The organism is Geobacillus sp. C56-T2 (assembly GCF_007829715.1).
GTDB classification, from domain to species: Bacteria; Bacillota; Bacilli; order Bacillales; family Anoxybacillaceae; genus Geobacillus; species Geobacillus icigianus.
In genome coordinates this window covers 3,126,918-3,147,795 of record NZ_VJWB01000001.1, presented here as the reverse complement: position 1 = coordinate 3,147,795, position 20,878 = coordinate 3,126,918, and the positions used below count along the sequence as shown (strand labels likewise).

At 44.9% G+C, this 20,878-nt stretch carries 15 protein-coding genes and 1 pseudogene; 13 read left to right on the top strand and 3 right to left on the bottom strand.

The features are described 5' to 3' along the window. Nucleotides 1–265 precede the first annotated feature (265 nt). The 7 genes from GC56T2_RS15675 to GC56T2_RS15640 all read left to right on the top strand — a co-directional run bounded on the left by GC56T2_RS15675 (nucleotide 266) and on the right by GC56T2_RS15640 (nucleotide 8,587). Nucleotides 266–1,348, top strand: a complete 1,083-nt coding sequence (locus tag GC56T2_RS15675) for a glycosyltransferase family 4 protein (protein ID WP_144976471.1) — start codon at nucleotides 266–268, stop codon at nucleotides 1,346–1,348. Nucleotides 1,349–1,586: 238 nt separating this feature from the next. Then, a complete protein-coding gene (locus GC56T2_RS15670; protein WP_144976469.1) occupies nucleotides 1,587–2,705 on the top strand; it encodes a DegT/DnrJ/EryC1/StrS family aminotransferase in 1,119 nt (372 codons plus the stop codon). A gap of 191 nt (nucleotides 2,706–2,896) precedes the next feature. Further along, nucleotides 2,897–3,910, top strand: a complete 1,014-nt coding sequence (locus GC56T2_RS15660; protein ID WP_144976466.1) for a Gfo/Idh/MocA family protein — start codon at nucleotides 2,897–2,899, stop codon at nucleotides 3,908–3,910. Between the two features lie 16 nt (nucleotides 3,911–3,926). Continuing rightward, on the top strand, nucleotides 3,927–5,240 hold the full coding sequence (locus tag GC56T2_RS15655; RefSeq protein WP_144976464.1) for a nucleotide sugar dehydrogenase: 1,314 nt from the start codon (nucleotides 3,927–3,929) through the stop codon (nucleotides 5,238–5,240). Between the two features lie 17 nt (nucleotides 5,241–5,257). Next, nucleotides 5,258–5,989 carry an N-acetyltransferase gene (locus GC56T2_RS15650; protein WP_144976462.1) on the top strand — a complete coding sequence of 244 codons (732 nt, stop codon included), beginning with the start codon at nucleotides 5,258–5,260 and terminating at the stop codon, nucleotides 5,987–5,989. A 117-nt stretch (nucleotides 5,990–6,106) separates the two neighbouring features. Then, nucleotides 6,107–7,165 carry a non-hydrolyzing UDP-N-acetylglucosamine 2-epimerase gene (gene wecB, locus GC56T2_RS15645; RefSeq protein WP_144976460.1) on the top strand — a complete coding sequence of 353 codons (1,059 nt, stop codon included), beginning with the start codon at nucleotides 6,107–6,109 and terminating at the stop codon, nucleotides 7,163–7,165. Nucleotides 7,166–7,363: 198 nt separating this feature from the next. Further along, nucleotides 7,364–8,587 (top strand): glycosyltransferase family 4 protein, encoded by a 1,224-nt coding sequence (locus GC56T2_RS15640; protein ID WP_144976458.1) that lies wholly within the window; start codon nucleotides 7,364–7,366, stop codon nucleotides 8,585–8,587. Nucleotides 8,588–8,779: 192 nt separating this feature from the next. Here the strand turns inward: GC56T2_RS15640 and GC56T2_RS15635 are convergent, their stop codons facing one another. Further along, complete coding sequence (locus GC56T2_RS15635) at nucleotides 8,780–9,913, bottom strand: IS4-like element IS5377 family transposase (RefSeq protein WP_015375695.1); 1,134 nt, start codon at nucleotides 9,911–9,913, stop codon at nucleotides 8,780–8,782. Nucleotides 9,914–10,042: 129 nt separating this feature from the next. Here GC56T2_RS15635 and GC56T2_RS15630 point away from each other — a divergent pair, with 129 nt between their 5' ends. The 4 genes from GC56T2_RS15630 (at nucleotide 10,043) to GC56T2_RS15615 (ending at nucleotide 14,971) form a co-directional block, all read left to right on the top strand. Beyond that, the gene (locus GC56T2_RS15630; protein ID WP_144976456.1) at nucleotides 10,043–10,984 is read left to right on the top strand and encodes a YveK family protein; all 942 of its coding nucleotides are present in this window, start codon (nucleotides 10,043–10,045) and stop codon (nucleotides 10,982–10,984) included. Nucleotides 10,985–11,157: 173 nt separating this feature from the next. Next, nucleotides 11,158–12,480: a flippase gene (locus GC56T2_RS15625; RefSeq protein ID WP_172706363.1), complete on the top strand. Its 1,323-nt coding sequence runs from the start codon at nucleotides 11,158–11,160 to the stop codon at nucleotides 12,478–12,480. Beyond that, nucleotides 12,477–13,637, top strand: a complete 1,161-nt coding sequence (locus tag GC56T2_RS15620; RefSeq protein WP_144976452.1) for a glycosyltransferase — start codon at nucleotides 12,477–12,479, stop codon at nucleotides 13,635–13,637. The genes GC56T2_RS15625 and GC56T2_RS15620 overlap by 4 nt, the downstream gene beginning before the upstream one ends. Before the next feature lie 2 nt (nucleotides 13,638–13,639). After that, entirely contained in the window at nucleotides 13,640–14,971 is a 1,332-nt protein-coding gene (locus GC56T2_RS15615) for an O-antigen ligase family protein (protein WP_144976450.1), read from the top strand. Nucleotides 14,972–15,352: 381 nt separating this feature from the next. Here the strand turns inward: GC56T2_RS15615 and GC56T2_RS15610 are convergent, their stop codons facing one another. Continuing rightward, nucleotides 15,353–16,540, bottom strand: coding sequence for an IS701 family transposase (locus GC56T2_RS15610; RefSeq protein ID WP_144976448.1), 1,188 nt, complete (start codon nucleotides 16,538–16,540; stop codon nucleotides 15,353–15,355). A 148-nt stretch (nucleotides 16,541–16,688) separates the two neighbouring features. On the opposite strand from GC56T2_RS15610, the gene GC56T2_RS15605 reads away from it, so the two are divergent. Then, the gene (locus GC56T2_RS15605; RefSeq protein ID WP_144976445.1) at nucleotides 16,689–17,717 is read left to right on the top strand and encodes a glycosyltransferase family protein; all 1,029 of its coding nucleotides are present in this window, start codon (nucleotides 16,689–16,691) and stop codon (nucleotides 17,715–17,717) included. Between the two features lie 129 nt (nucleotides 17,718–17,846). Beyond that, the gene (locus GC56T2_RS15600; RefSeq protein WP_255516110.1) at nucleotides 17,847–19,031 is read left to right on the top strand and encodes a glycosyltransferase; all 1,185 of its coding nucleotides are present in this window, start codon (nucleotides 17,847–17,849) and stop codon (nucleotides 19,029–19,031) included. A 629-nt stretch (nucleotides 19,032–19,660) separates the two neighbouring features. Here the strand turns inward: GC56T2_RS15600 and GC56T2_RS15595 are convergent. Then, nucleotides 19,661–20,848: pseudogene (locus GC56T2_RS15595) on the bottom strand (IS701 family transposase). Nucleotides 20,849–20,878 lie beyond the last annotated feature (30 nt).

Here is a 20,878-nt window from a genome sequence, read left to right as displayed (position 1 = left end):
ACAAAAAATGGTAATCAATCTTTTTGACGTTCTTATCATGAAAAACGTTTTTTGTCAAGTACATTTTGTGGTGAAGAGCCGATCAATTTAATAATTCTTAATTTCTTTCCAACGATCGCTTCTCGTTGGAATTTTTTATGGAAAGAAATTTTCCATCTTTGGGTACAAAAAAGGGGGGTAAAAAAAGATTGATTTACTCATCGTATATGGTAACATAAAGATGATGTGTCCTTACCGAGATTTTATAAAGCCAAGGTGATTGCTCATGAATATCGAAGCGTTTGCGGCATGTGTCGCTTCGTTCCTAACAGTATTGACCATCACCCCGTTCGTCATCAAGCTGGCCATTAAGATTGGTGCGGTCGATCGACCGAACGGGCGCAAAGTGCATACGCGAGTAATGCCGAGGCTCGGGGGATTAGCCATTTTTATCGGGGTGACTGTCGGCTATTTCGTTGGCGGCGTTTACCGAGAGCAAGTGACAGCCTTGACCGTTGGCGCCATTATTATCGTGCTTGTCGGATTGCTCGATGATTTGTACGAGCTGTCTCCCAAGGTGAAGCTGGCCGGACAGTTGTTGGCGGCGTTCGTTGTTGTCGCTTCGGGACTCAAGGTCGATCTTTTGACCATCCCGTTTGTCGGCACGTTTGAGTTGGGGCTGTGGAGCTACCCGATTACGATATTTTGGATTGTGGCGATCACGAACGCCATCAACTTGATCGATGGGTTGGATGGATTGTCCGCGGGCATTTCCGCCATTGGGATTGCGGCCATTGCCGTCATGGCGGGCATGGCGGGCAAAACGCTCATTTTCACCCTTTGTTTGATCATCCTAGGCAGCGTCATCGCTTTCTTGTTTTACAACTTCCACCCGGCGAAAATTTTCATGGGGGATACCGGTGCGTTGTTTTTAGGTTATGCCATTTCTGTTCTGTCGGTGCTAGGCCTTTACAAAAGCGTAACGCTCTTTAGCTTCGTCGTTCCGGTGATCATTTTGGGCGTGCCGATTTTCGATACGACGTTTGCTATTATCCGCCGCATCGTGAACAAGCGGCCGATCTCGGCGCCTGATAAGTCGCATCTCCATCATCGGTTGCTCGCTCTCGGGTTTTCGCACCGCAACACGGTCTTGTTGATTTATGCGTTCGGCTTGATGTTTGCGGTCAGCGCTATTTTGTTCTCCGCCTCGACGTTATGGCAGTCCATTCTCATCGTTTTTGCCTTGATTGTCTTCGGGGAGCTGCTGGCTGAGTTGATCGGCTTGGTCAATGATCAGTATAAGCCGTTTATGACCTTTATACGCAAACTGTTGCGCGGAGGGCGGAAAGTGTACGGGAACGATCGGTAAAATTTCATATTGTTAGTAAAAACAGGCCGTTTGTGTCGCTAAAGTGACAAACGGCTTTTTTGAGGGATGGCTTGTCTCTGGGAAATTATACCCGTTTTTTTCTTGTTTTATACAGCAGGCGAGCGCATTTTTCCATGTTTAACGTTGCTTGCCACGAAACTTTCATTATATATTGGCGTAAATGTGATAAACTAAACATATTTAGGAGAGAATCTTTTAGGGTTTGGAGGAACTCATAATGAACGTGCCAATGTTGGATTTGAGCGAACAGTATGAACAATTAAAGCCGGAGATCATGCGTGTATTGGACGAGGTGATGCGTTCTTCCCGCTTTATTTTAGGGGACTATGTAAAGAAAATGGAAGCGGAAATTGCCGCTTACAGTCGGGCGAAACACGGAATCGGCTGCGGCAACGGAAGCGATGCGATACATATTGCTTTGCAAGCGGCTGGCGTCGGGCCAGGGGATGAAGTCATTACCACATCGTTTACGTTTTTTGCGACGGCTGGAGCCATTGCGCGGCTTGGCGCCAAACCGGTGTTTGTCGATATCGATCCAGTGACGTTCAACATCGATCCTAGACAAATCGAAGCTGCGGTGACAGAGAAAACGAAAGCCATCATCCCGGTGCATTTATACGGGCAAATGGCGGATATGGAGGCGATCGCTGCGATTGCCAAGCGTCATGGATTGGTTGTCATTGAGGACGCCGCCCAAGCCATCGGCGCCAAATACCACGGGAAGTGCGTTGGCGAACTGGGGACGGCGGCGACGTACAGCTTCTTCCCGACGAAAAACTTGGGCGCCTACGGGGATGGCGGCATGATCATTACGAACGATGATGAATTGGCCGAAAAATGCAGGGTGATCCGCGTTCATGGCAGCAAGCCGAAATATTACCATCATGTGCTTGGCTACAACAGCCGTCTCGATGAGATGCAAGCGGCGATTTTAAGCGTCAAATTCCCGCATCTGGATCGTTGGACGGAACAGCGGCGCCAGCATGCGGCGACGTATACGCGCCTGCTGCAGGAGGCGGTCGGCGACCTTGTCGTGACGCCGAAAGAGGTCGAGGGGTGCTATCATGTGTTCCATCAATACACGATTCGCGTGCCGAAGCGCGACGAGCTGCAGGCGTTTTTGAAAGAACAGGGGATCGCGACGATGGTGTACTATCCGCTGCCGTTGCATTTGCAGCCGGTGTTTGCTTCGCTCGGGTATAAGGAAGGGCAGTTGCCGGAGGCGGAAAAAGCAGCGAAAGAAGCGCTGTCGCTCCCGATGTTCCCAGAGCTGAAAGAGGAGCAGCAACAATACGTCGTGGAGAAAATCGCGGAATTTTACGGTCATTCCGTTTGATCGTCCAACCTGTCAAAGGAAACGTCACTTGCATACAGCAATGGCGTTTTCTTTGGCATTGGATCGGTGGCGAAATCGAACACGTATACCGGGCAGCTTGCAGCGATCGGCCTTGTCCTCGTCCTATTTTTGACGGTCGTTTGGCTGACGCTTTGGAAGTATATATTGGACGCGAGGAGGTACTATTCTTCATGATCCGTTTTGCCATTGTCGGCATGGGGCATATCGCGAAAAAACATATCGATGCCATTGAAAAGGCGGACGGTGCTGAGCTGGCGGCCGTGTGCGACACGAACCCGGAACGGCTGCGCGACGTGTCGGGGGTTCCGGTTTACACTGATATGGAGACGATGTTGAAGGAGAACGAACAGATCGATGTCGTCAACATTTGCGTTCCGTCCGGATTGCATGCGGCGTTGACGAAGTTAGCGGCCCGCTATCGCCGTCATGTCATTGTGGAAAAGCCGATGGCGCTCCGCACGAGCGACGCTGAAGAGATGATCCGGGCGGCGAAAGAATACGACGTGAAGCTCGCGGTCGTTCATCCGAACCGCTTCCGTCCGGCCATTCGGAAGCTGAAAGAGGCGATGGAGCGCGGGATGTTCGGAAAACTGAGCCACGCGAACGCCACGGTGCGCTGGAATCGAAATCAAGCCTATTACGATCAGGCGGCGTGGCGAGGGACGAAAGCGTTCGATGGCGGCGTTTTGATGAACCAAGCGATTCACAATTTGGATTTGCTGCTTTGGTTGATGGGGCCGGTCAAGGCGGTGCAAGCGATGGCGGCAACTCGTCTGCGCAAGATTGAGACGGAAGACGTTGCGGCGGCGGTCGTGGAGTTTGAAAGCGGAGCGCTTGGCGTTATCGAAGCAGCGACGACGATTTACCCGCAAAACTTAGAGGAGTCGATCGCCATTTTCGGCGAAACGGCATCAGTGAAAATCGGCGGCCGGACGGCGAACTTTATCGAAACGTGGGAAGCGGAAGGCGTCAGTGAGGAAGAGCGAGCAAAGCTCATCGATGAGATCAACGCCGACCCGTTTGGCAAGCCGGGGCACCAATGGATCATTGAAGATATGGTGCAAGCGATTCGCGAAAACCGCGAGCCGATCGTCAATGGTTGGGACGGACTGGCTCCTGTTCGGCTGATCGAAGCCATTTTGCATTCGGCGGAAACTGGGGCAAGAGTGCAATTATCTGAGTAAGAAAGGAATGAGAAGAATGAACTACGCGGAACGGCTGTTGCAAAAGTTTGAGAAACGCGACGCGGTGATCGGCGTGGTTGGGCTTGGCTACGTCGGGCTGCCGCTGGCAGTCGAAAAAGCAAAAGCAGGGTTTCATGTCATCGGCTTTGACATCCAACAAAGCCGCGTCGATCAAGTGAACAAAGGGATCAACTATATCGGCGATGTCGTTGATGAAGACCTGCATGAAATGGTCAAACAAGGACGACTGGTAGCGACGACCGATTACGCCCGGATTGCGGAAGTCGATGCGGTGGCGATCGCGGTGCCGACCCCGCTTGATGAGCATCATCAGCCGGATACGTCGTACGTCGAAAACTCGGCGAAGGAAATTGCGAAATATGCCCATGAGGGGATGCTCGTCGTTTTGGAATCGACCACCTATCCAGGGACGACAGAAGAAATTGTGAAGCCGGCGCTGGAACAAAAAGGACTTGTCGTCGGGGAAACGGTGTTCGTCGCCTATTCGCCGGAGCGGGTGGACCCGGGCAACAAGCAGTTTAAGACGAAAAATACGCCGAAAGTCGTCGGCGGCGTGACAAAGACGTGTACGAAAGTGGCGGCGGCGATGTATCGAGCCGTGCTTGAAGGCGATGTCCATGAAGTGTCGAGTCCGGCGGTGGCGGAAATGGAGAAAATTTTTGAAAACACGTTCCGGCATATCAACATTGCGCTAGCGAACGAGATGGCCATTTTGTGCGAACGGATGGGCATTGATGTCTGGGAAGTCATCGATGCAGCGAAAACGAAGCCGTATGGATTTATGGCGTTTTATCCGGGACCGGGGCTTGGCGGCCACTGCATTCCGATCGACCCGTTTTATTTGACATGGAAAGCGCGCGAATACAACTACCATACGCGCTTGATCGAGCTGGCTGGCGAAATTAACAACGCCATGCCGGAATATGTCGTCAACCGCGCGATGCTCATTTTGAACGAAGAAGGGAAGGCGCTGCGCGGTTCGAAAGTGACGGTGCTCGGCGTCGCCTACAAAAAAGATATTGATGATGTGCGCGAATCGCCAGTGTTGAAAATCGTCGAGCTGCTCGAGCAATACGGAGCGGAGTTTGCGGTCGTCGACCCGTATGTTCCGTCGTTCCGGGCGTGCAACCGGGTGGTGGAGACGGTCGAGCTGACGCCGGAATTGCTGGAGCAGTCCGATCTTGTCTTGATTGCGACCGACCATTCCAACATCGACTATGAAATGGTCGCTCGTCACAGCCGCGTCGTGTTTGACACACGTAACGCCATGAAAGATGTGTCGAAACCAGTCAAATACGTCAAATTGTAAGCGAAGGAGACGAAACGATGCATATTGTCGATCCCTCTGTTGTTTGCGGTGAACGTGTCGAAATCGGCCATTTCACTGTCATCGAGGCGAATGTAAAAATCGGGAATGACGTTAAAATCGGCCATCGCGTCACGATTCACGAAGGAACGGTCATTGGGGACGGCGTGACGATCGCCGACGGCGCGGTGCTCGGCAAACCGCCGAAGCCGGCGAAAACGAGCACCGTCAAGCTGTCGGGGGAGCTGCCGCCGCTTGTCATTGGCGACTATTGCACGATCGGCGCTAACGCTGTCATCTATCGAGGCGCAACGATCGGCGCCTACACATTGATCGCAGATTTGGCGAGCGTGCGCGAGAACGTGCACATCGGTCAATATGTGATCGTCGGGCGCGGGGTGTGCGTCGAAAACCACGTCCAAATCGGCGATCGGACGAAAATCCAGTCAAACTCCTACATCACGGCGTACACGACGCTCGAAGATCATGTGTTCATCGCCCCGTGCGTCACGACGACCAACGACAACTACATGGGACGGACGGAGGAGCGATTTGCGAAAATCAAAGGGGCGACCATCAAGCGCGGAGCGCGTGTTGGGGGCGGAGCGATTTTGCTGCCGGGCGTGACGGTGGCGGAAGAAACGTTCGTCGCCGCCGGAGCGCTCGTGACAAAAGATACGGAACCGAAAACCGTCGTCAAAGGATTCCCGGCCCGTTTCAGCAAAATGGTGGACGAGCGGGAGTTGCTGTAAATTGTTCGCAGCATTCAAGCGTTTAGGAGCGGATTCGCTCCTTTGCTTATCTGACTGCTAAAAGAATTGGTGAGGTGTTTTGTTCAATTTAAAGACAAAGACTAGGAGTGTTTAAATGTGAAAATTGTTACGGTATTAGGGGCAAGACCACAATTTATTAAAGCAGCCCCTGTTTCACGTGTGTTGCGAAAAGAGTGTGAGGAAGTGTTGGTCCATACCGGACAGCACTATGATCCAAATATGTCGGCCATTTTTTTTGAGGAGTTAAACATTCCGACCCCTGACTACTATCTTGGGGTAGGCTCGGGCAGCCATGGAAAGCAAACAGGGGAAATGCTCATCAAAATTGAGGAAATCGTTCTGAAGGAAAAGCCCAATTATGTGCTCGTCTATGGCGATACCAACTCGACACTCGCGGGCGCTCTTGTCGCGGCGAAGCTCCATATTCCCGTCATCCATGTCGAAGCCGGACTGCGCAGCTTCAACAAGCAGATGCCGGAAGAAATCAACCGCATTATGACCGATCATGTCTCCGAGCTCTTATTTTGCCCAACGGAGACAGCTGTGGAAAACTTACGCAAAGAAAACATTACGCGAAACGTCTGGAATGTCGGCGACGTCATGTATGACGCCATTTTGTACAACAAAGAGCTCGCACAGCGCCAATCGACGATTTTGGCTGATTTGTCGCTGGCGGAACAATCCTACTACTTGATCACCATTCACCGAGCGGAAAATACCGATGACCCCGACAAATTGAAAGCCATTTTGGCTGCCTTTGCGGACATCGACGGCACGAAAGTGTGGCCGATTCATCCGCGCACGCGGCATAAGCTGGAAGAATACGGGTTGGACGTCTCAACGATCCCCGGGCTTCGGCTGATCGATCCGGTCGGTTATTTGGACATGCTGAGGCTGGAGAGCGGCGCGAAAAAAATCATCACCGATTCAGGCGGCGTGCAAAAGGAAGCCTATTTCCTGCGCGTGCCTTGCGTAACGGTGCGCGAACAAACCGAATGGGTGGAAACGCTCGAAGGCGGAGCGAACATCTTAACCGGCACGGACCGCGAGAAGATCGTCGCGGCGGTTCACAAGGAAGTCGCCCCCGTTTATGCGGACGTCTTTGGCGATGGGTATGCAGCGGAGAAAATCGTGGCGGTGATCGGGCAGCGATAAGTTTAGGTATACTATATGCTGCAATTGTTTGAGCATCTTTATTCCCCTTGTGCTGTTGTTTCATATTAGGATTGCTCTGGAAAACAATGAATATTTCATTGCTTGTGTTTTTTATAAGGATATAAGGATATCCGAAGCTCTTACTTCTACGAATGATCATGACGAAAAGTAGTCCGTGAAGGAGGTGTGGAATGAGCTATGAGAATCATTTACCTATGCCAACACTTCCCACCGGAAACGGGTGCACCGCAAATTCGTGTGTATGAGGTGAGCAAAGAGCTGATCAAACGGGGGCATCAAGTGGAAGTGCTCACGGCATTCCCGCATCATCCGCACGGCGTGATCCCGGAGCCATACCGCGGCCTGTTTTATTTGTTTGAACAATGGGACGGCATTCCCGTTCATCGGACATGGATTTATCCGTCGCCAAAGGGGAGCTTTTGGAAGCGACTCGCTTCGTATTTTTCATTTACGTTCAGCTCGTTTTATTCATTGCTTGTGAAAGCGAAGCCGACGGATGTGATCATTTGCAATTCCCCGCCGTTGTTTTTAGGGATCACCGGGTACGTGGGCGCAAAGTTGAAACGGGCGAAGTTTGTTTTCAACGTCGCTGACATTTGGCCGGAATCGGCCGTTGAGCTCGGCATTTTGAAAAATCGGCTGTTCATCCGAATGGCGAGATGGCTCGAGCTGTTTTTATACCGGAAGGCTTGGAAGATCGCGGCCGCGACAGAAGGCATTCGCGATTATATGATTGAACAAGGAAAGGCGCCCGAGGATGTCTTTTTATTGCCGAACGGCGTAAACACGGATGTGTTTCGCCCGCTGCCGAAAAACAAAGAGTTGCTTGCGGAATTAGGGCTCGAAGGAAAAGTGGTGTTTACGTACGCCGGAACGATGGGATACGCCCAAGGGCTCGATTCGGTGTTGCGGGCGGCGGCCATCGTCAAAGCAAAAGATGAACGGGCGCATTTCCTGTTTGTCGGCGATGGCCAAGAGCGAGAAACGTTGATGGCGTTAAAGGAAGAGCTTGGTCTTGACAACGTGACGTTTTACGGATCCGTTCCGGTTGAGAAGATGCCGGCGATTTTCTCCATCACCGATTACAGCATCGTTTCGTTGCGCAATATCGATTTGTTTAAAGGAGCAAGGCCGTCGAAAATTTTCCCGGCGATCGCCACCGGAACCCCGGTGCTGTACTGCGGCGAAGGGGAGAGCGCAGAGATTTTAGAAACATACCATTGCGGAAAAATCGCTCCTCCAGAAAATCCTGAACAGATCGCTGCCGCGATTCTCGAGTTGCTTTGCCTTCCGAGCGAGGAATACGAAAAGATGGCGGAAAATGGGCGCAAGTTGGCGGTGGAACAATATTCTTGGAAGCGAATTGTTGATGATTTGCTCCGGAAATTAGGAGAACAGTGAGAAACGGGTATACCCACATAAAGGGGGAATGATTTTTCTCGTGAGGTTTCCCATATAAATGACTCGCTTCCTTTGTATGTGGGACTTTTTCATAACGTGACTTTCCAGTATCAAGAGACAATGGATTTTAAGGTAGAAACGAATAAAAAACACGTCTCTTGTCAAGATTAATTAAAAAATCACGAGTGTTGATTATCCAAAATTATACATACGCCTTCCATAAATTTGGGCATACTCAAACAAAGCAGCGGCCATCCCGGATTTCCAATCGAGAGGAAGCTGCCCAGAGAAAAAACGGCGAACGAACGAAATGAAGGAAAGAGAGACGTTCGTCTGTTTTTTGGTTTGATCATACAGCCATCGCAGCAACACATACGCGATGAACGCCGCAAACAGTTGGTTGTATACCGCATTTTCCGTCGTGCCAAACAAGGTCGGGACATTCAGATATTGCTTCACCCAACGGAAAAAGACCTCAACAGTCCAACGTTGTTGGTACATGTCGGCAATGGTTTCCGCAGACGCATGGAAGAGGTTCGTCACGACCCGAATGTCGCGGCCATTCGCATCTCGAAAGATCACCACCCGGTGACGCTTGGTGGAGCGGCATTGTTTCGTCCCCAACTGGCACGTGAAGTCGGCTTGAACCGATGAGGATGTGCTGGAAAGGCGTTTCAAGCTTTTTTTCTGATGAAGTTCGATGTTGTCCTTCATCCGAATGACAAAGAGCTGATGCTGCTCCACAAATCGATCGAGGCGTTCGATTTTGAAATACGCCCGGTCTTCCACCAGCACTTGTTGAGCGTTCGTCAACTGTTCTCCCACCGGGCCATCATGACGCAGTCCGATGGTTTCCACCACGTCTGCCGGCAACGAGGATTCCGGCGAATACGCGACGTGCAGCTTCACTCCGGCGCGTTCGCCGTGATACGGCGCCCATGGCAGGCGGTTTTTCCCGACCGTGACGGTCGTCGAATCCACCACCCGAAGCGGTTTGGGAAACCGAAGCGAACGGCGGGTTTGGCGGTTGCACTTGGAAATGATCAACGCCAACAAGCGTTTCATGATGTCATAGGGAACTTCTTTCGCTTTCTTGGATACAGTTGAATAATGGAATCGCGGCAATCCATACAGAGGCCCCACATCGGCTCCGTGGCGAAAGCTTTTCCATTGATGCATGGCGGCCAGCAGGAAGAAGTGAATCAACTCGCGCAACGTAAAGGTTCGAGACGAATCACGATACCCAACCGCTTCGGCAATCAGTTGAATCTCTTCATCCGAAACAAGTTTTTGCATCAAATTCGGGAGTGTGGTATGCTTGTTCATAGAGAGCACCTCCTGGGTTTGTTTGTGTCGCTACTCACATTCTACAGGAAAGGTGCTCTTTTTTCTATACCCTTTGGATTTTATTGGATAATCAACACGCCTGTTAAAAAATAAAGGAGTTATTCATTTATGCGTAAGGAAATTGATTTGGTGGAATTAATACGCGTTATTTTCAACTACAAATGGGTAATTATAGGTGTTACGGCCATTGTAGTTTTTGTCACGGCGTTAGCAAGTTTTGTTTGGATAAATCCTGTTTATTCCGTTAGAGCTACTGTTTCTGTAAATAATGGATTAGCAGCGGGAAAACCGTTACAAGAAACGGACGTTTACTTCAGTGAAATGCTGACACCAACGGTTTATATGGAATATATCAAATCTCCTCAAGTTATTGAGGAAGCCATACAAAAAAGTGGACGTGAGCATTATAATATCTCCCAAGTTCAATCGAATTTAATAGTTGAAAACCCACAAAATACAAATTTAATAAATATCACTTTAAGAGGTTCGAACCCTTCAGACGTAAAAGAACTGCTCGATGCTATTTTATGGGCTTCTAAAGATTTGTTATTGAAGGAAATGAAGGATAGAGTTAAAGCAGATAATACGAAACTTATGATGCAGGTGGAATTGCAAAAAGAGGAATTGCAACAGTTGCTTACAGATTATTACCATAAGGCGAATAAATGGAATTTACCGTTGCCTTTTTTGCTTGATTCATTAGTTTCTGATAATAACCAATATGTACTGAATTTCGATAGCGAGTATCTGGGTCATCAAAACGATATCCCAGAGACAGATTTGATTGCATTAGGTAAGTTGATCAATGAAATTAAGACATCTGCTAATGTATATCGTGAATGTCTGTCTAGACAACAGCAACTCAATTTATTTTTGGAAACTTTAAATATTGATAATAAAATTGTGACTTTGTCTAAACCGGTTGAACCAACAAGTCAAGATTCTCCGGATCCACTATTAAATATTATAGTTGCATTGATCATAGGTGTTGCTTCTGGAGTAGGTCTTGTGTTTTTGTGGCATTATTGGCGAAAAAAATTTAAGGGGTAGAGGCTCTAAACGTGGTTGCCAAGGTTGCGAATGCTAAAATGATTTCGATGAAATCCCAGACCGGCATGCGGTAATGTTCAGATCTGAAAGCAAGAGGCTGTCCATCATCCTCTTCTAAGTAAGGGGCGCTCGTCTTTCAATCAATATATAATCTTGAAATGGATGAGTATACTATGCAGAATGGGTTTGTCAAGAATAGTTTGTTGAATTTTAACAGGAATATAATAACGATTTTATTGGGATTTGCATCAGCGATTATTATCGCTAGGGCTTTGGGGCCAGAAAAACAGGGCATTTACGCTCTTATTGTTTTATTGCCGAACATGTTGTTTACATTTCTAAATATAGGGGTTAGTTCCGCCAGTGTTTATTATATTGGGAAAGAGAAGTATTCGTTGGAGACGATCGTCTCCACAAATGTTTTTCTAGCGCTAATGATGAGTGTGGTTTCGATCATCGTAGGTGTATTAGGTATAAGTTTATTTAAAGGTATCTTTTTTAAGGATGTTCCCGCTATTTATCTGTTTTTGATTTTAAGTTCTCTCCCATTTTTATTTGCTAATTCGTTTTTGCAAGCGATTTTTCAAGGATTACAGGAGTTCGGAATCTTTAATTTGGTTTCAATTTCCGGAAGTATAGTGAACTTAATTTTCTTAGTAGTAGGAGTGTTTTTTTTAAAACTTGGTGTAATAGGAGCAATGGCTGCTTTTTTAGCGAGTGTTATCACTCCTTTATTACTACTAATTTTCTTTTTGAAAAAAAAACATATTTCCATTGATGCAAGGTATATGTCGGTGGAATTTATAAAAGACTCGTTACTATACGGATACAAAGCTCACTTGAGCAATATTTTGGCCTTTCTGAATTATAGGATTGACATATTAATTATTTCCTATTTTCTATCCCCTATAGCGGTAGGGGTGTATAATGTCGCTGTAAGCATAGCTGAAAAACTGTGGATAGTATCTCAGCCGGTTTCTTCTGTGCTATTTCCTAGAATTTCTTCAGCTAAAGATGATACAGAGAGAAATAGTCTTACTGCAAAAGTGGCAAGAAATGTGCTGTCGTTGTCCATCATTGTGGGTATAGGTTTATTTTTTGTTTCTGACCTATTGATCAGCATCATGTTCGGAGAAAAATATGAAGAAGCTGCAAATTTGATTAAGATTTTGTTGCTGGGAATCACTTTGTTTTCGGCCGAGCGAATTTTATCAAATGACCTGGCAGGAAGAGGAAAGCCAGAATTAAATTTATATACTTCTTTATTTACGGTTGTGATAAATATTGTTCTAAATCTCCTTTTTATTCCAAAATGGGGCTTTTACGGTGCAGCAATCGCGACATCTGTAGCATATTCTCTTACGTTTGCTTTAAAAGTTTGGCTTTTTTGCCGTACAACTGGGACAAATGTGCTTTCCTTGCTGTTGATCACCCGCACGGATATAGAACTGTATAAGACATTTTCGAGCAAACTGATAAGGTGGGGAAAAAATTGAGAGTATTAATTGTTCCCTCTTGGTACCCAACTGAAGAGAAGCCCAATGCAGGGATCTTTTTTAAAGAACAAGCTCTTGCCTTACAGGAAAAAGGAATAGAGATCATTATTGCATATCCAGAAATTCACAGCCTTAAGGAATGGGAAAAGTATAAGTCGCAACGAGGCTTTTATCATAAGATAGAGGACGGTCTTGACACATATAGGATTAAAGAATTTAATTTCCTACCTAAAATACCGATTGGATCAGGTATTGTGTACTATTTGAAGTTAAGAAAGATATTCGCTCAATTGGTTAACGAAGGAAAGAAACCGGATATTATTCACGCTCATTCTGTTCTCTGGGGTGGGTGGGCTAGCTCGAAAATTTCCAAACGATGGAATGTCCCATTGATTATTACTGAGCACTCCACTGCTTTTTTAAGAGGATTGATTAAGAAGTATCAAATTCCTCTTATTAAAGAAGCCTTTGATCAAGCGAAAAAGATAGTTGTTGTTGGTCCTGGTTTACAAAAGGAGCTAAAGAAATATGCAGAAGAACAAAAAATAGCGCTTATTCCTAATATTGTTGATACATCACGTTTTAAGCAGAATGCGCTCATTGAAAAATCAAATAAATTTAGATTTTTTAGTTTAGCTTTTTTAACATATAAAAAAGGTTTTGATATTTTACTCAAGGCTTTCGCAAAAGCTTTTAAAGGAAACGAGAAAGTAGAGTTAGTTATAGGAGGGGACGGAGAGGAGAGGGGGAATTTGGAAAAAATAGCGATGGATCTTGGTATTGAAAAGCAAGTCATTTTTTTAGGCGAGCTGTCAAGGGAACAAGCAGTCACAGAGATGCAAAAGTGTGATGTATTTGTGTTAGCAAGCCGTTTTGAAACATTTGGAGTTGTATTCATTGAAGCTTTAGCATGTGGTAAACCGATTGTTGCAACGAAATGTGGTGGGCCAGAGATCATTGTCAATGAGAAAAACGGGTTATTAGTGGAAGTTGAGGATATTGAGGCTCTGAGCCAAGCTTTAATTAATATGAAGTTAACTTACAACTACTATAAGGCGGAAGAAATTGCTTTTGATTGTTATGAAAGGTTTGGAAAAGGTAAAGTTACCGAAAAAATAATCGAGCAATATTACAAGATAATAGAGAGTGTGGAGTAACGGTGAGGCAATTTTATAAAAAAATGGTAGTGATAGCAATATCATTTTTATCATTATTTGACTCTTTATTCGTGCGCATTCAAATGGGGCCTCTTACTATTACTGCGCTAAGGGTAATATTATTGGGGTTGTTTTTGATTTTGTTGGTAAAACAAGTAAGAGCGAAAAAAATGCTTATTAGCAGCTCTACCTATATCAATTGTGTTTTGCTTTTCTTTATTATTTGGATTTTATACGGATTGTTACAACTTACTTGGGCTACTGATAAAATTTCTGCTGTGAAGCAGGTTTATTACCTTTGTTTGTTTTTTACTTTAGTATATGTAATGTTAATGACTATAGATTCAATGGATATATTTGTACGATTGCAACAATTTATCTATGGTATGGGGGTATGGTTAATTATATTTGGAATAATTGAATTAAATTTTGGGATTCATTTTCCAACTTCTAGGATTGTCATAGAGCCTGAGATATATCACAATGTCAAGAGGGCAACTGCTGTCTTTTATAATGAAAATGATTTCTCATTTTACTTAGTTCTCATCTCTCCTATGTTTTTGTTAAATACGTTTTATAAAAAGGGACTCTACAGTAAGCTGGTAAACATGTTGTTTTTTGTAATGCTTTGTTATATTGTCATGGCCAATGATTCAAAGTTTTGTATGATAGCTTTGGTCGTTCAAATAGGAGCTTTGTTATTTAGAAGAGACATTATAAAAAGAGCAAAATATCCTTTTATTTTATTAGGAGGAGGTTGTACCCTTCTTATTACATTTCAATGGTCATACTTACAGAGCGCATATGAGTTGATCAAATACCAGTTGTCTATTGGCTCAGGATCAGCAGCAATTAGAAAAGAATTATTGTTCAAAGGGCTGGAACTTCTGAAAAATTCCTACTTTCTAGGAGTTGGTCCTGGAAATTTTGAAGAGAATATTCATAAGATCACGTCCGGCCGGGGAATAGACGGGATTTTTAATGCCCATAATTGGTGGATGGAACTTTTAGCGAATTATGGGTTAATTGTTTTTTTGTCATATGTAATATTATTCGTATTTTTGGTTGTTCATCTTAAAAAAATAAGAAAATCAGGTTCGGAGACACATTCTTACTATGCTTTGTATTTCTTTTTGAGTTTTATTGGTTTCATTTTTGCAAGTGCGAGTTCAAGTAGCATCTTTTATATGTGGTATCAATGGTTACACTTTTCTTTAGCTGTATCATTTATTAATATATATTATGAGTACGCAAACGATGACATTGTCAACAAGGTTTTACTCTCTGTAACAAGCGTAAGCATTGGTTCAGAACCTGACGTTGATAGTAGATAGATGCAGTTTTACAGCGCAGGCAAATGTTTTTATATAGCTATTGTGTGCAATTTGATTGGAGAACAGGTTTAGGGAGATTTGGTCGTATCCTCGAATTATTATGAACAAGCAAATATTAAGCTATGATGTTTTAGAACTCTTTAAGAATTACTAGATGTAAATAAACAGCGGTTTTCTTATAATTTCTCTCAATATGGAGAATTAACCTCCTCCGTGATCCTACACACCTTAAACGAAAAAAAGTTAGTCATCTTATATATATTTTGGCTCTCTTTGGGGGACATTTTGCATATTAGATGAGGTTTTTTAAATCACTTTACTGTAGATGAGCATTTTTCATTACAGTAATTTCCATTCCCTAAGAGACAAACAGGGGACCCCTTAGGCGACATGGAGCTGTTTTTTGATCACATCAATGGGAATATCTTGCTTTGCGGCGTCATAGATGAACTCGACGACGCTGTGCCCTTTCCGAGACCGAAGAAGCTCCAGGCCGGAAGAGAGGTCTTGTTGAGATTCCGCGATGCTGTATACACAGGCTAACAGCACCACGACCCAATACCGTTTCACCGCCCGAACGTGGCGAACACGGTATCCATCGAGCTTCAGCTGGTCTTTGGCCTGCCGGAAAACGCATTCGATCGTCCAGCGCTGGGCATAGTAACGCAAGATGTCTTCGTCACTCAGCTCCCGGTCGGTGCTCAAGACGACATGGAGATGATCCGGCGTCATCGGTTGATCCGCCTTCCAAGCCAGCAGCACCACCGCGTCATCAAGACCGTTGAGCGCGCCTTCGTAGCGGTAGACACGATAGCGCTCGTTCCCCACCGTGACGAGGCGGGTGTCGTTGGGCTCGATATAGCGGGCAAACTCCTTCGCTTGGATGGCGATACCTTTCGGGTAGAGAATCCGGTTCGTCTTGAGCATGGCGATGACATGGAATCCTTGTTTTAGGCAGGTTTCGATGAGCGCTTGGGACGGATACCACGAATCCATAAGCACATACACCGGCTGAGCCCGCTTCCCCTTGAGCGAGGAAAGCATCTCGATCGCCAGGTCGATTTTGCTTCTTCCCGCTGTCTTGTCATACAGACGAAAGCCGAACGGAAACGCTTGCGTGAAGGTGTGCACCATCAGCCAAACAAGCGAATGCCCCCAGACCAATTGATGATCGCTGTGAGAGAAATGCCAGTCACACCCTTGAATGGCGTGGGCGGCCCGTGACGAAGGCTTCGTTTTTTGACAAATCGTATCATCGATCGAAACAAAAAGGGGTTGATTCTCCTGTTTGGCTAGGCGTTCGATCTGGCGAAGGATCCATTCTTGCAGCTTCTCAAGCAGTTTTTCCTCGTTCCAAGGGCTTTTCGTGAAAAAGTGGCTCAGTGTCGTTCGATGATTCGGGTGAAAACTCCAGTACCGGACATCCGTCAATGTCCCCGAAAATCCCTTGGTAGTCAAGGCGTCGACAAGATGAACGAGATGCTTGATGACCGGCTTCGAGAAATAAAGCGCCAATCCCAGCGTCATGAAAAACTTGTGGATTCCTTGATGATGTGCTAATCTATTCATGAGACATGAACCTCCTTGTGGGTAGTTTGAGCACATCTATTTTACTCAAGGAGCTGGGTTCATGTCTCCTTTTTTGTTTAGCTGTCAATTTATGTTAGCAAATTTGCTCATCTACAGTCACTTTATTATGACATAGGGGGATCAACAATTGAAAGACGTACTTTTTATCGCTTATTTTTTTTCGGAATTGGATGGAGTAGGAGCTCTTCGTTCAAGAAGTATGGTTAGATTTTTAAAAGAAAAAGGAGTTAGGGTAGAGGTCATAGCTAGGGATTCGTTCGGAGGTATTGGTAAAAAAAACTTTTATGTTTGGACTATACTATGCATTTTTAAGTTGTTATTTTCAAAACAAAAAAATGTTTACATTTCATGTGGCCCGTTTAATCATCTTTTACCTCTTTCATTAGCTTGTTTTATGAGAAAAAAAAAGCTGATTGTTGATTTTAGGGATCCTTGGTCTATAAATATAAAAACAGGATACGGAAAGTCGGGAGCTAAAATAAGCAAGTTTAAATTGTTTGTTTCTTCTCGGATTGAGCAACTAGTATACAAAATATGTAAACACTTTATTGTGTGTACAAAAGGGATGAAGAGTTATTATCAAAAATTGTTTGGGAATGATATAAAGATTAGATTAATAATGAATGGATATGATTTTGATATAGGGGAAATGGATAAGTATAAGGATAGTGATATTAAAAACAATGGAGTGTTGAAATTTGTATGTCTAGGCAAATTTGCTGAGTATGATGAACAAAAAGCTCATCAGGCAATTTCAAAGATAAAAGATATTAAAAATGAAGGTTATAGTGTCCATATCTATTTTGTAGGTACCAATAAAGAACCCACTTTATCAATTTTAAAGCAATACAAATTAGATGATTGTTCAACCTTTTATCCAAGAATGCCTTATAAAGAGGCTTTAAAAATAGCTATTAATTGCAACATAGGTATGCTAATAGTAAGAAATGAGGAAATCGAGTATGGAACGAAAGTATTTGATTATATAGGATTGGGATTGCCAGTTTTAGATATCTTTGACCACTCCAATAACTTTTATAAGGAGTTTAAGAATATATTAAATCTTTCACAAAGTTTTAGTGAAATTCCAAAGGATATCAGATCTTTATATTCTAGGGATAGAAACTTTACAGCTATCTTACATTTACTTCATTAAAATACTATCGCGAAGTTTTTCATCCCCGGGTGCAGGGCAGATCGCGCTGCCCATGGAACTTTCTGTGAAAATGCGCGCCCTTAATCGGTCATTTTCATGCCAAGATGGGGGACCAAGGCTTGCTCATGAATGTTTTTGAGTATCCTTTCCTTGTTGAGCATTAAAGAAGATAATATGGGAGATGATTTTTTAATGAGGATTTGCTTTCTTGCAAGTGCTTCCTCTATCCATACAGTTAGATGGGTTAATGCTATGGTCGAAAGAGGGCATGATGTCCATCTAATTACAATGCATAAACCACATCCACATAAAGATAAAATTGATGGTAGAGTGAGTGTTTACATGTTGCCGTTTAGTTCACCTATCGGTTACTACCTCAATGTATTTAGAGTGAGAAAGTTATTAAAGCAAATTAAGCCAGATATTTTAAATACGCACTATGCAAGTGGATATGGTACTCTTTCGAGGTTAGTAAAATTTGAACCCACACTCTTATCTGTATGGGGGAGTGATGTTTTCGATTTTCCTTATCAAAGTAAAATGAATAAAAAAATATTAACAAAAAATTTAAATGCTGCGACTCAAATAGCCTCAACGAGCCTTGTCATGAAGAAACAGATAGAAAAGTTCGTCTCTCCGCGTCTCCCGATCGAAATCACTCCCTTTGGAGTTGATATGAATTTGTTTAAAACCAGTCAAATTAAAAATGAACAATCTGAGCAAATTACTATTGGCATTGTCAAAAGTTTAGAGGAATGTTATGGTGTTGAGTATTTGATAAGGGCAACTGCCGTATTGATTAAAAAATTAGAGAGAAACCAGTTAGATAAAGAGGCAAAAAAAGTTAGACTATTAATTGTTGGAGAGGGGAGTCTACGGGATCACTTGCAGAATATAGCAAGAGAACTGGGGATATCAGATATTACAACTTTTATTGGAGCAGTTCCTAACACGCAAGTGCCTTACTACCTAAATAAAATGGATATTTTTTGTTTGCCAAGTTTACAGGAAAGTTTTGGCGTAGCTGCTGTCGAAGCTTCGGCTTGTGAGTTGCCTCTTGTTGTTTCTAATGTCGGAGGGCTTCCTGAAGTTGTAAAAGATGGTGAAACTGGGTTTATTGTTGAATCTAAAAATATAGAAAAGTTAGCGGATCGATTATATGATTTAGTGGTAAATCCTGAACTTCGGTCCAAAATGGGAAAAAACGGGCGACGTTTCGTTAGTTTATTTTATAACTGGGAAGATAATGTGACTAAAATGGAAAGCGTTTATAATAATCTCGTTAATAGAAAGAGAAATAATGGATTATCTTGATTCGTTAGTTAGGTTCAACAGTTTTTAGACATACCCAAGTTCGATAGTTACTAGGCAAACAAAATGCCTCTCATCCCTTGATACCAAAGGGACGAGAGGCATTTGGGCATACTTTGGGCGTGTATCTAGGTGCGAGGATGGACACCTAGAATCTTCGGAGGAGGCTCCAGCCCTAGAGCCGCAAAGAATTGAGCCTGTTTATATACATGCTCATTGAAAAATTAACTTTTGACTTCTCCTGCAACGAGCTTCCTCCCCCATGGCTCAGCCTGCAGGTTGAGCCTACAAGATCTTTGGAGGAAATGATGCAGCGCTTAGGGTGTGCAGGATAACGGAGAGGTTAACTCTTCATGTTGCATGTATATAGTTGTCAGTTCGGTTCGTTGATCAAGGTCGCCGTTTTTTGAAGAAAAATGTACAAGCATGAGACGTTCGCATTCGTCTCTTACGTTCGGCCACGATTCATGATGGAGTTAAGCTACGGTGATTCCATCTTTCTTTTTGCGTGTAACTCGTCGTATGTACATGTCTATATTATAACCGATGTTCAGCTCTTTTAAAAGTTAACTGTAGATGAGCATTTTTCATTACAATAATTTCCATGCCCTAAGAGACAAACAGGGTACTCCTTAGGCGACATGGAGCTGTTTTTTAATCACATCAATGGGAATATCTTGTTTTGCGGCGTCATAGATGAACTCAACGACGCTGTGTCCTTTCCGAGACCGAAGAAGCTCCAGTCCGGAAGAGAGGTCTTGTTGAGATTCCGCGATGCTGTATACGCAGGCAAATAGCACCACTGCCCAATACCGTTTCACCGCCCGAACGTGACGAACACGGTACCCATCGAGCTTCAGCTAGTCTTTGGCCTGCCGGAAAAAGCATTCGATCGTCCAGCGCTGGGCATCGTAACGCAAGATGTCTTCGTCACTCAGCTCCCGGTCGGTGCTCAAGACGACATGGAGATGATCCGGCGTCATCGGTTGATCCGCCTTCCAAGCCAGCAGCACCACTGCGTCATCAAGACCGTTGAGAGCTCCTTCGTAGCGGTAGACACGATAGCGCTCGCTCCCCACCGTGACGAGGCGGGTGTCGTTGGGCTCGATATAGCGGGCGAACTTCTTCGCTTGGATGGCGATGCCTTTCGGATAGAGAATCCGGTTCGTCTTGAGCATGGCGATGACATGGAATCCTTGTTTCAGGCAGGCTTCGATGAGCGCTTGGGACGGATACCAGGCATCCATGAGCACATACACCGGCTGAGCCCGTTTCCCCTTGAGCGAGGAAAGCATCTCGATCGCTAGGTCGATCTTGCTTCTTCCCGCCGTCTTGTCATACAGACGAAAGGCGAACGGAAACGCTTGCGAGAAAGTATGCACCATCAGCCAAACGAGCGAATGCCCCCAAACGGATTGATGATCTTTGTGCGAGTAGTGCCAATCACACCCTTGAATGGCGCGGGCAGCCCGTGACGAAGGCTTCGTTTTTTGGCAAATGGTATCATCAATCGAAACAAAAAGGGGTTGATTCTCCTGTTTGGCGATTCGCTTGATGCGATGAAGGATCCATTGCTGGAGTTTGCGAAGCAACGTCTCTTCATCCCAAGGGCTTTTCGTGAAAAAATGGCTGAGCGTGGTTCGATGGTTGGGATGAAAACTCCAGTACCGGACATCCGTCAATGTCCCCGAAAATCCCTTGGTCGTCAAGGCGTCGACAAGGTAAACGAGATGCTTGATGACCGGTTTCGAGAAATAAAGCGCCAACCCCAGCGTCATGAAAAACTTGTGGATTCCTTGATGATGTGCTAATCTATTCATGAGACATGACCCTCCTTGTGTGAATGGGTT

What these genes read in the sequence shown, in the direction of transcription:
- GC56T2_RS15675 (WP_144976471.1), top strand. Translation starts at nt 266, where the DNA reads ATGAATATCGAAGCGTTTGCGGCATGTGTCGCTTCGTTCCTAACAGTA.
- GC56T2_RS15670 (WP_144976469.1), top strand. Translation starts at nt 1,587, where the DNA reads ATGAACGTGCCAATGTTGGATTTGAGCGAACAGTATGAACAATTAAAG.
- GC56T2_RS15660 (WP_144976466.1), top strand. Translation starts at nt 2,897, where the DNA reads ATGATCCGTTTTGCCATTGTCGGCATGGGGCATATCGCGAAAAAACAT.
- GC56T2_RS15655 (WP_144976464.1), top strand. Translation starts at nt 3,927, where the DNA reads ATGAACTACGCGGAACGGCTGTTGCAAAAGTTTGAGAAACGCGACGCG.
- GC56T2_RS15650 (WP_144976462.1), top strand. Translation starts at nt 5,258, where the DNA reads ATGCATATTGTCGATCCCTCTGTTGTTTGCGGTGAACGTGTCGAAATC.
- GC56T2_RS15640 (WP_144976458.1), top strand. Translation starts at nt 7,364, where the DNA reads ATGAGAATCATTTACCTATGCCAACACTTCCCACCGGAAACGGGTGCA.
- GC56T2_RS15635 (WP_015375695.1), bottom strand. Translation starts at nt 9,913, where the DNA reads ATGAACAAGCATACCACACTCCCGAATTTGATGCAAAAACTTGTTTCG.
- GC56T2_RS15630 (WP_144976456.1), top strand. Translation starts at nt 10,043, where the DNA reads ATGCGTAAGGAAATTGATTTGGTGGAATTAATACGCGTTATTTTCAAC.
- GC56T2_RS15625 (WP_172706363.1), top strand. Translation starts at nt 11,158, where the DNA reads ATGCAGAATGGGTTTGTCAAGAATAGTTTGTTGAATTTTAACAGGAAT.
- GC56T2_RS15610 (WP_144976448.1), bottom strand. Translation starts at nt 16,540, where the DNA reads ATGAATAGATTAGCACATCATCAAGGAATCCACAAGTTTTTCATGACG.
- GC56T2_RS15600 (WP_255516110.1), top strand. Translation starts at nt 17,847, where the DNA reads ATGTTTTTGAGTATCCTTTCCTTGTTGAGCATTAAAGAAGATAATATG.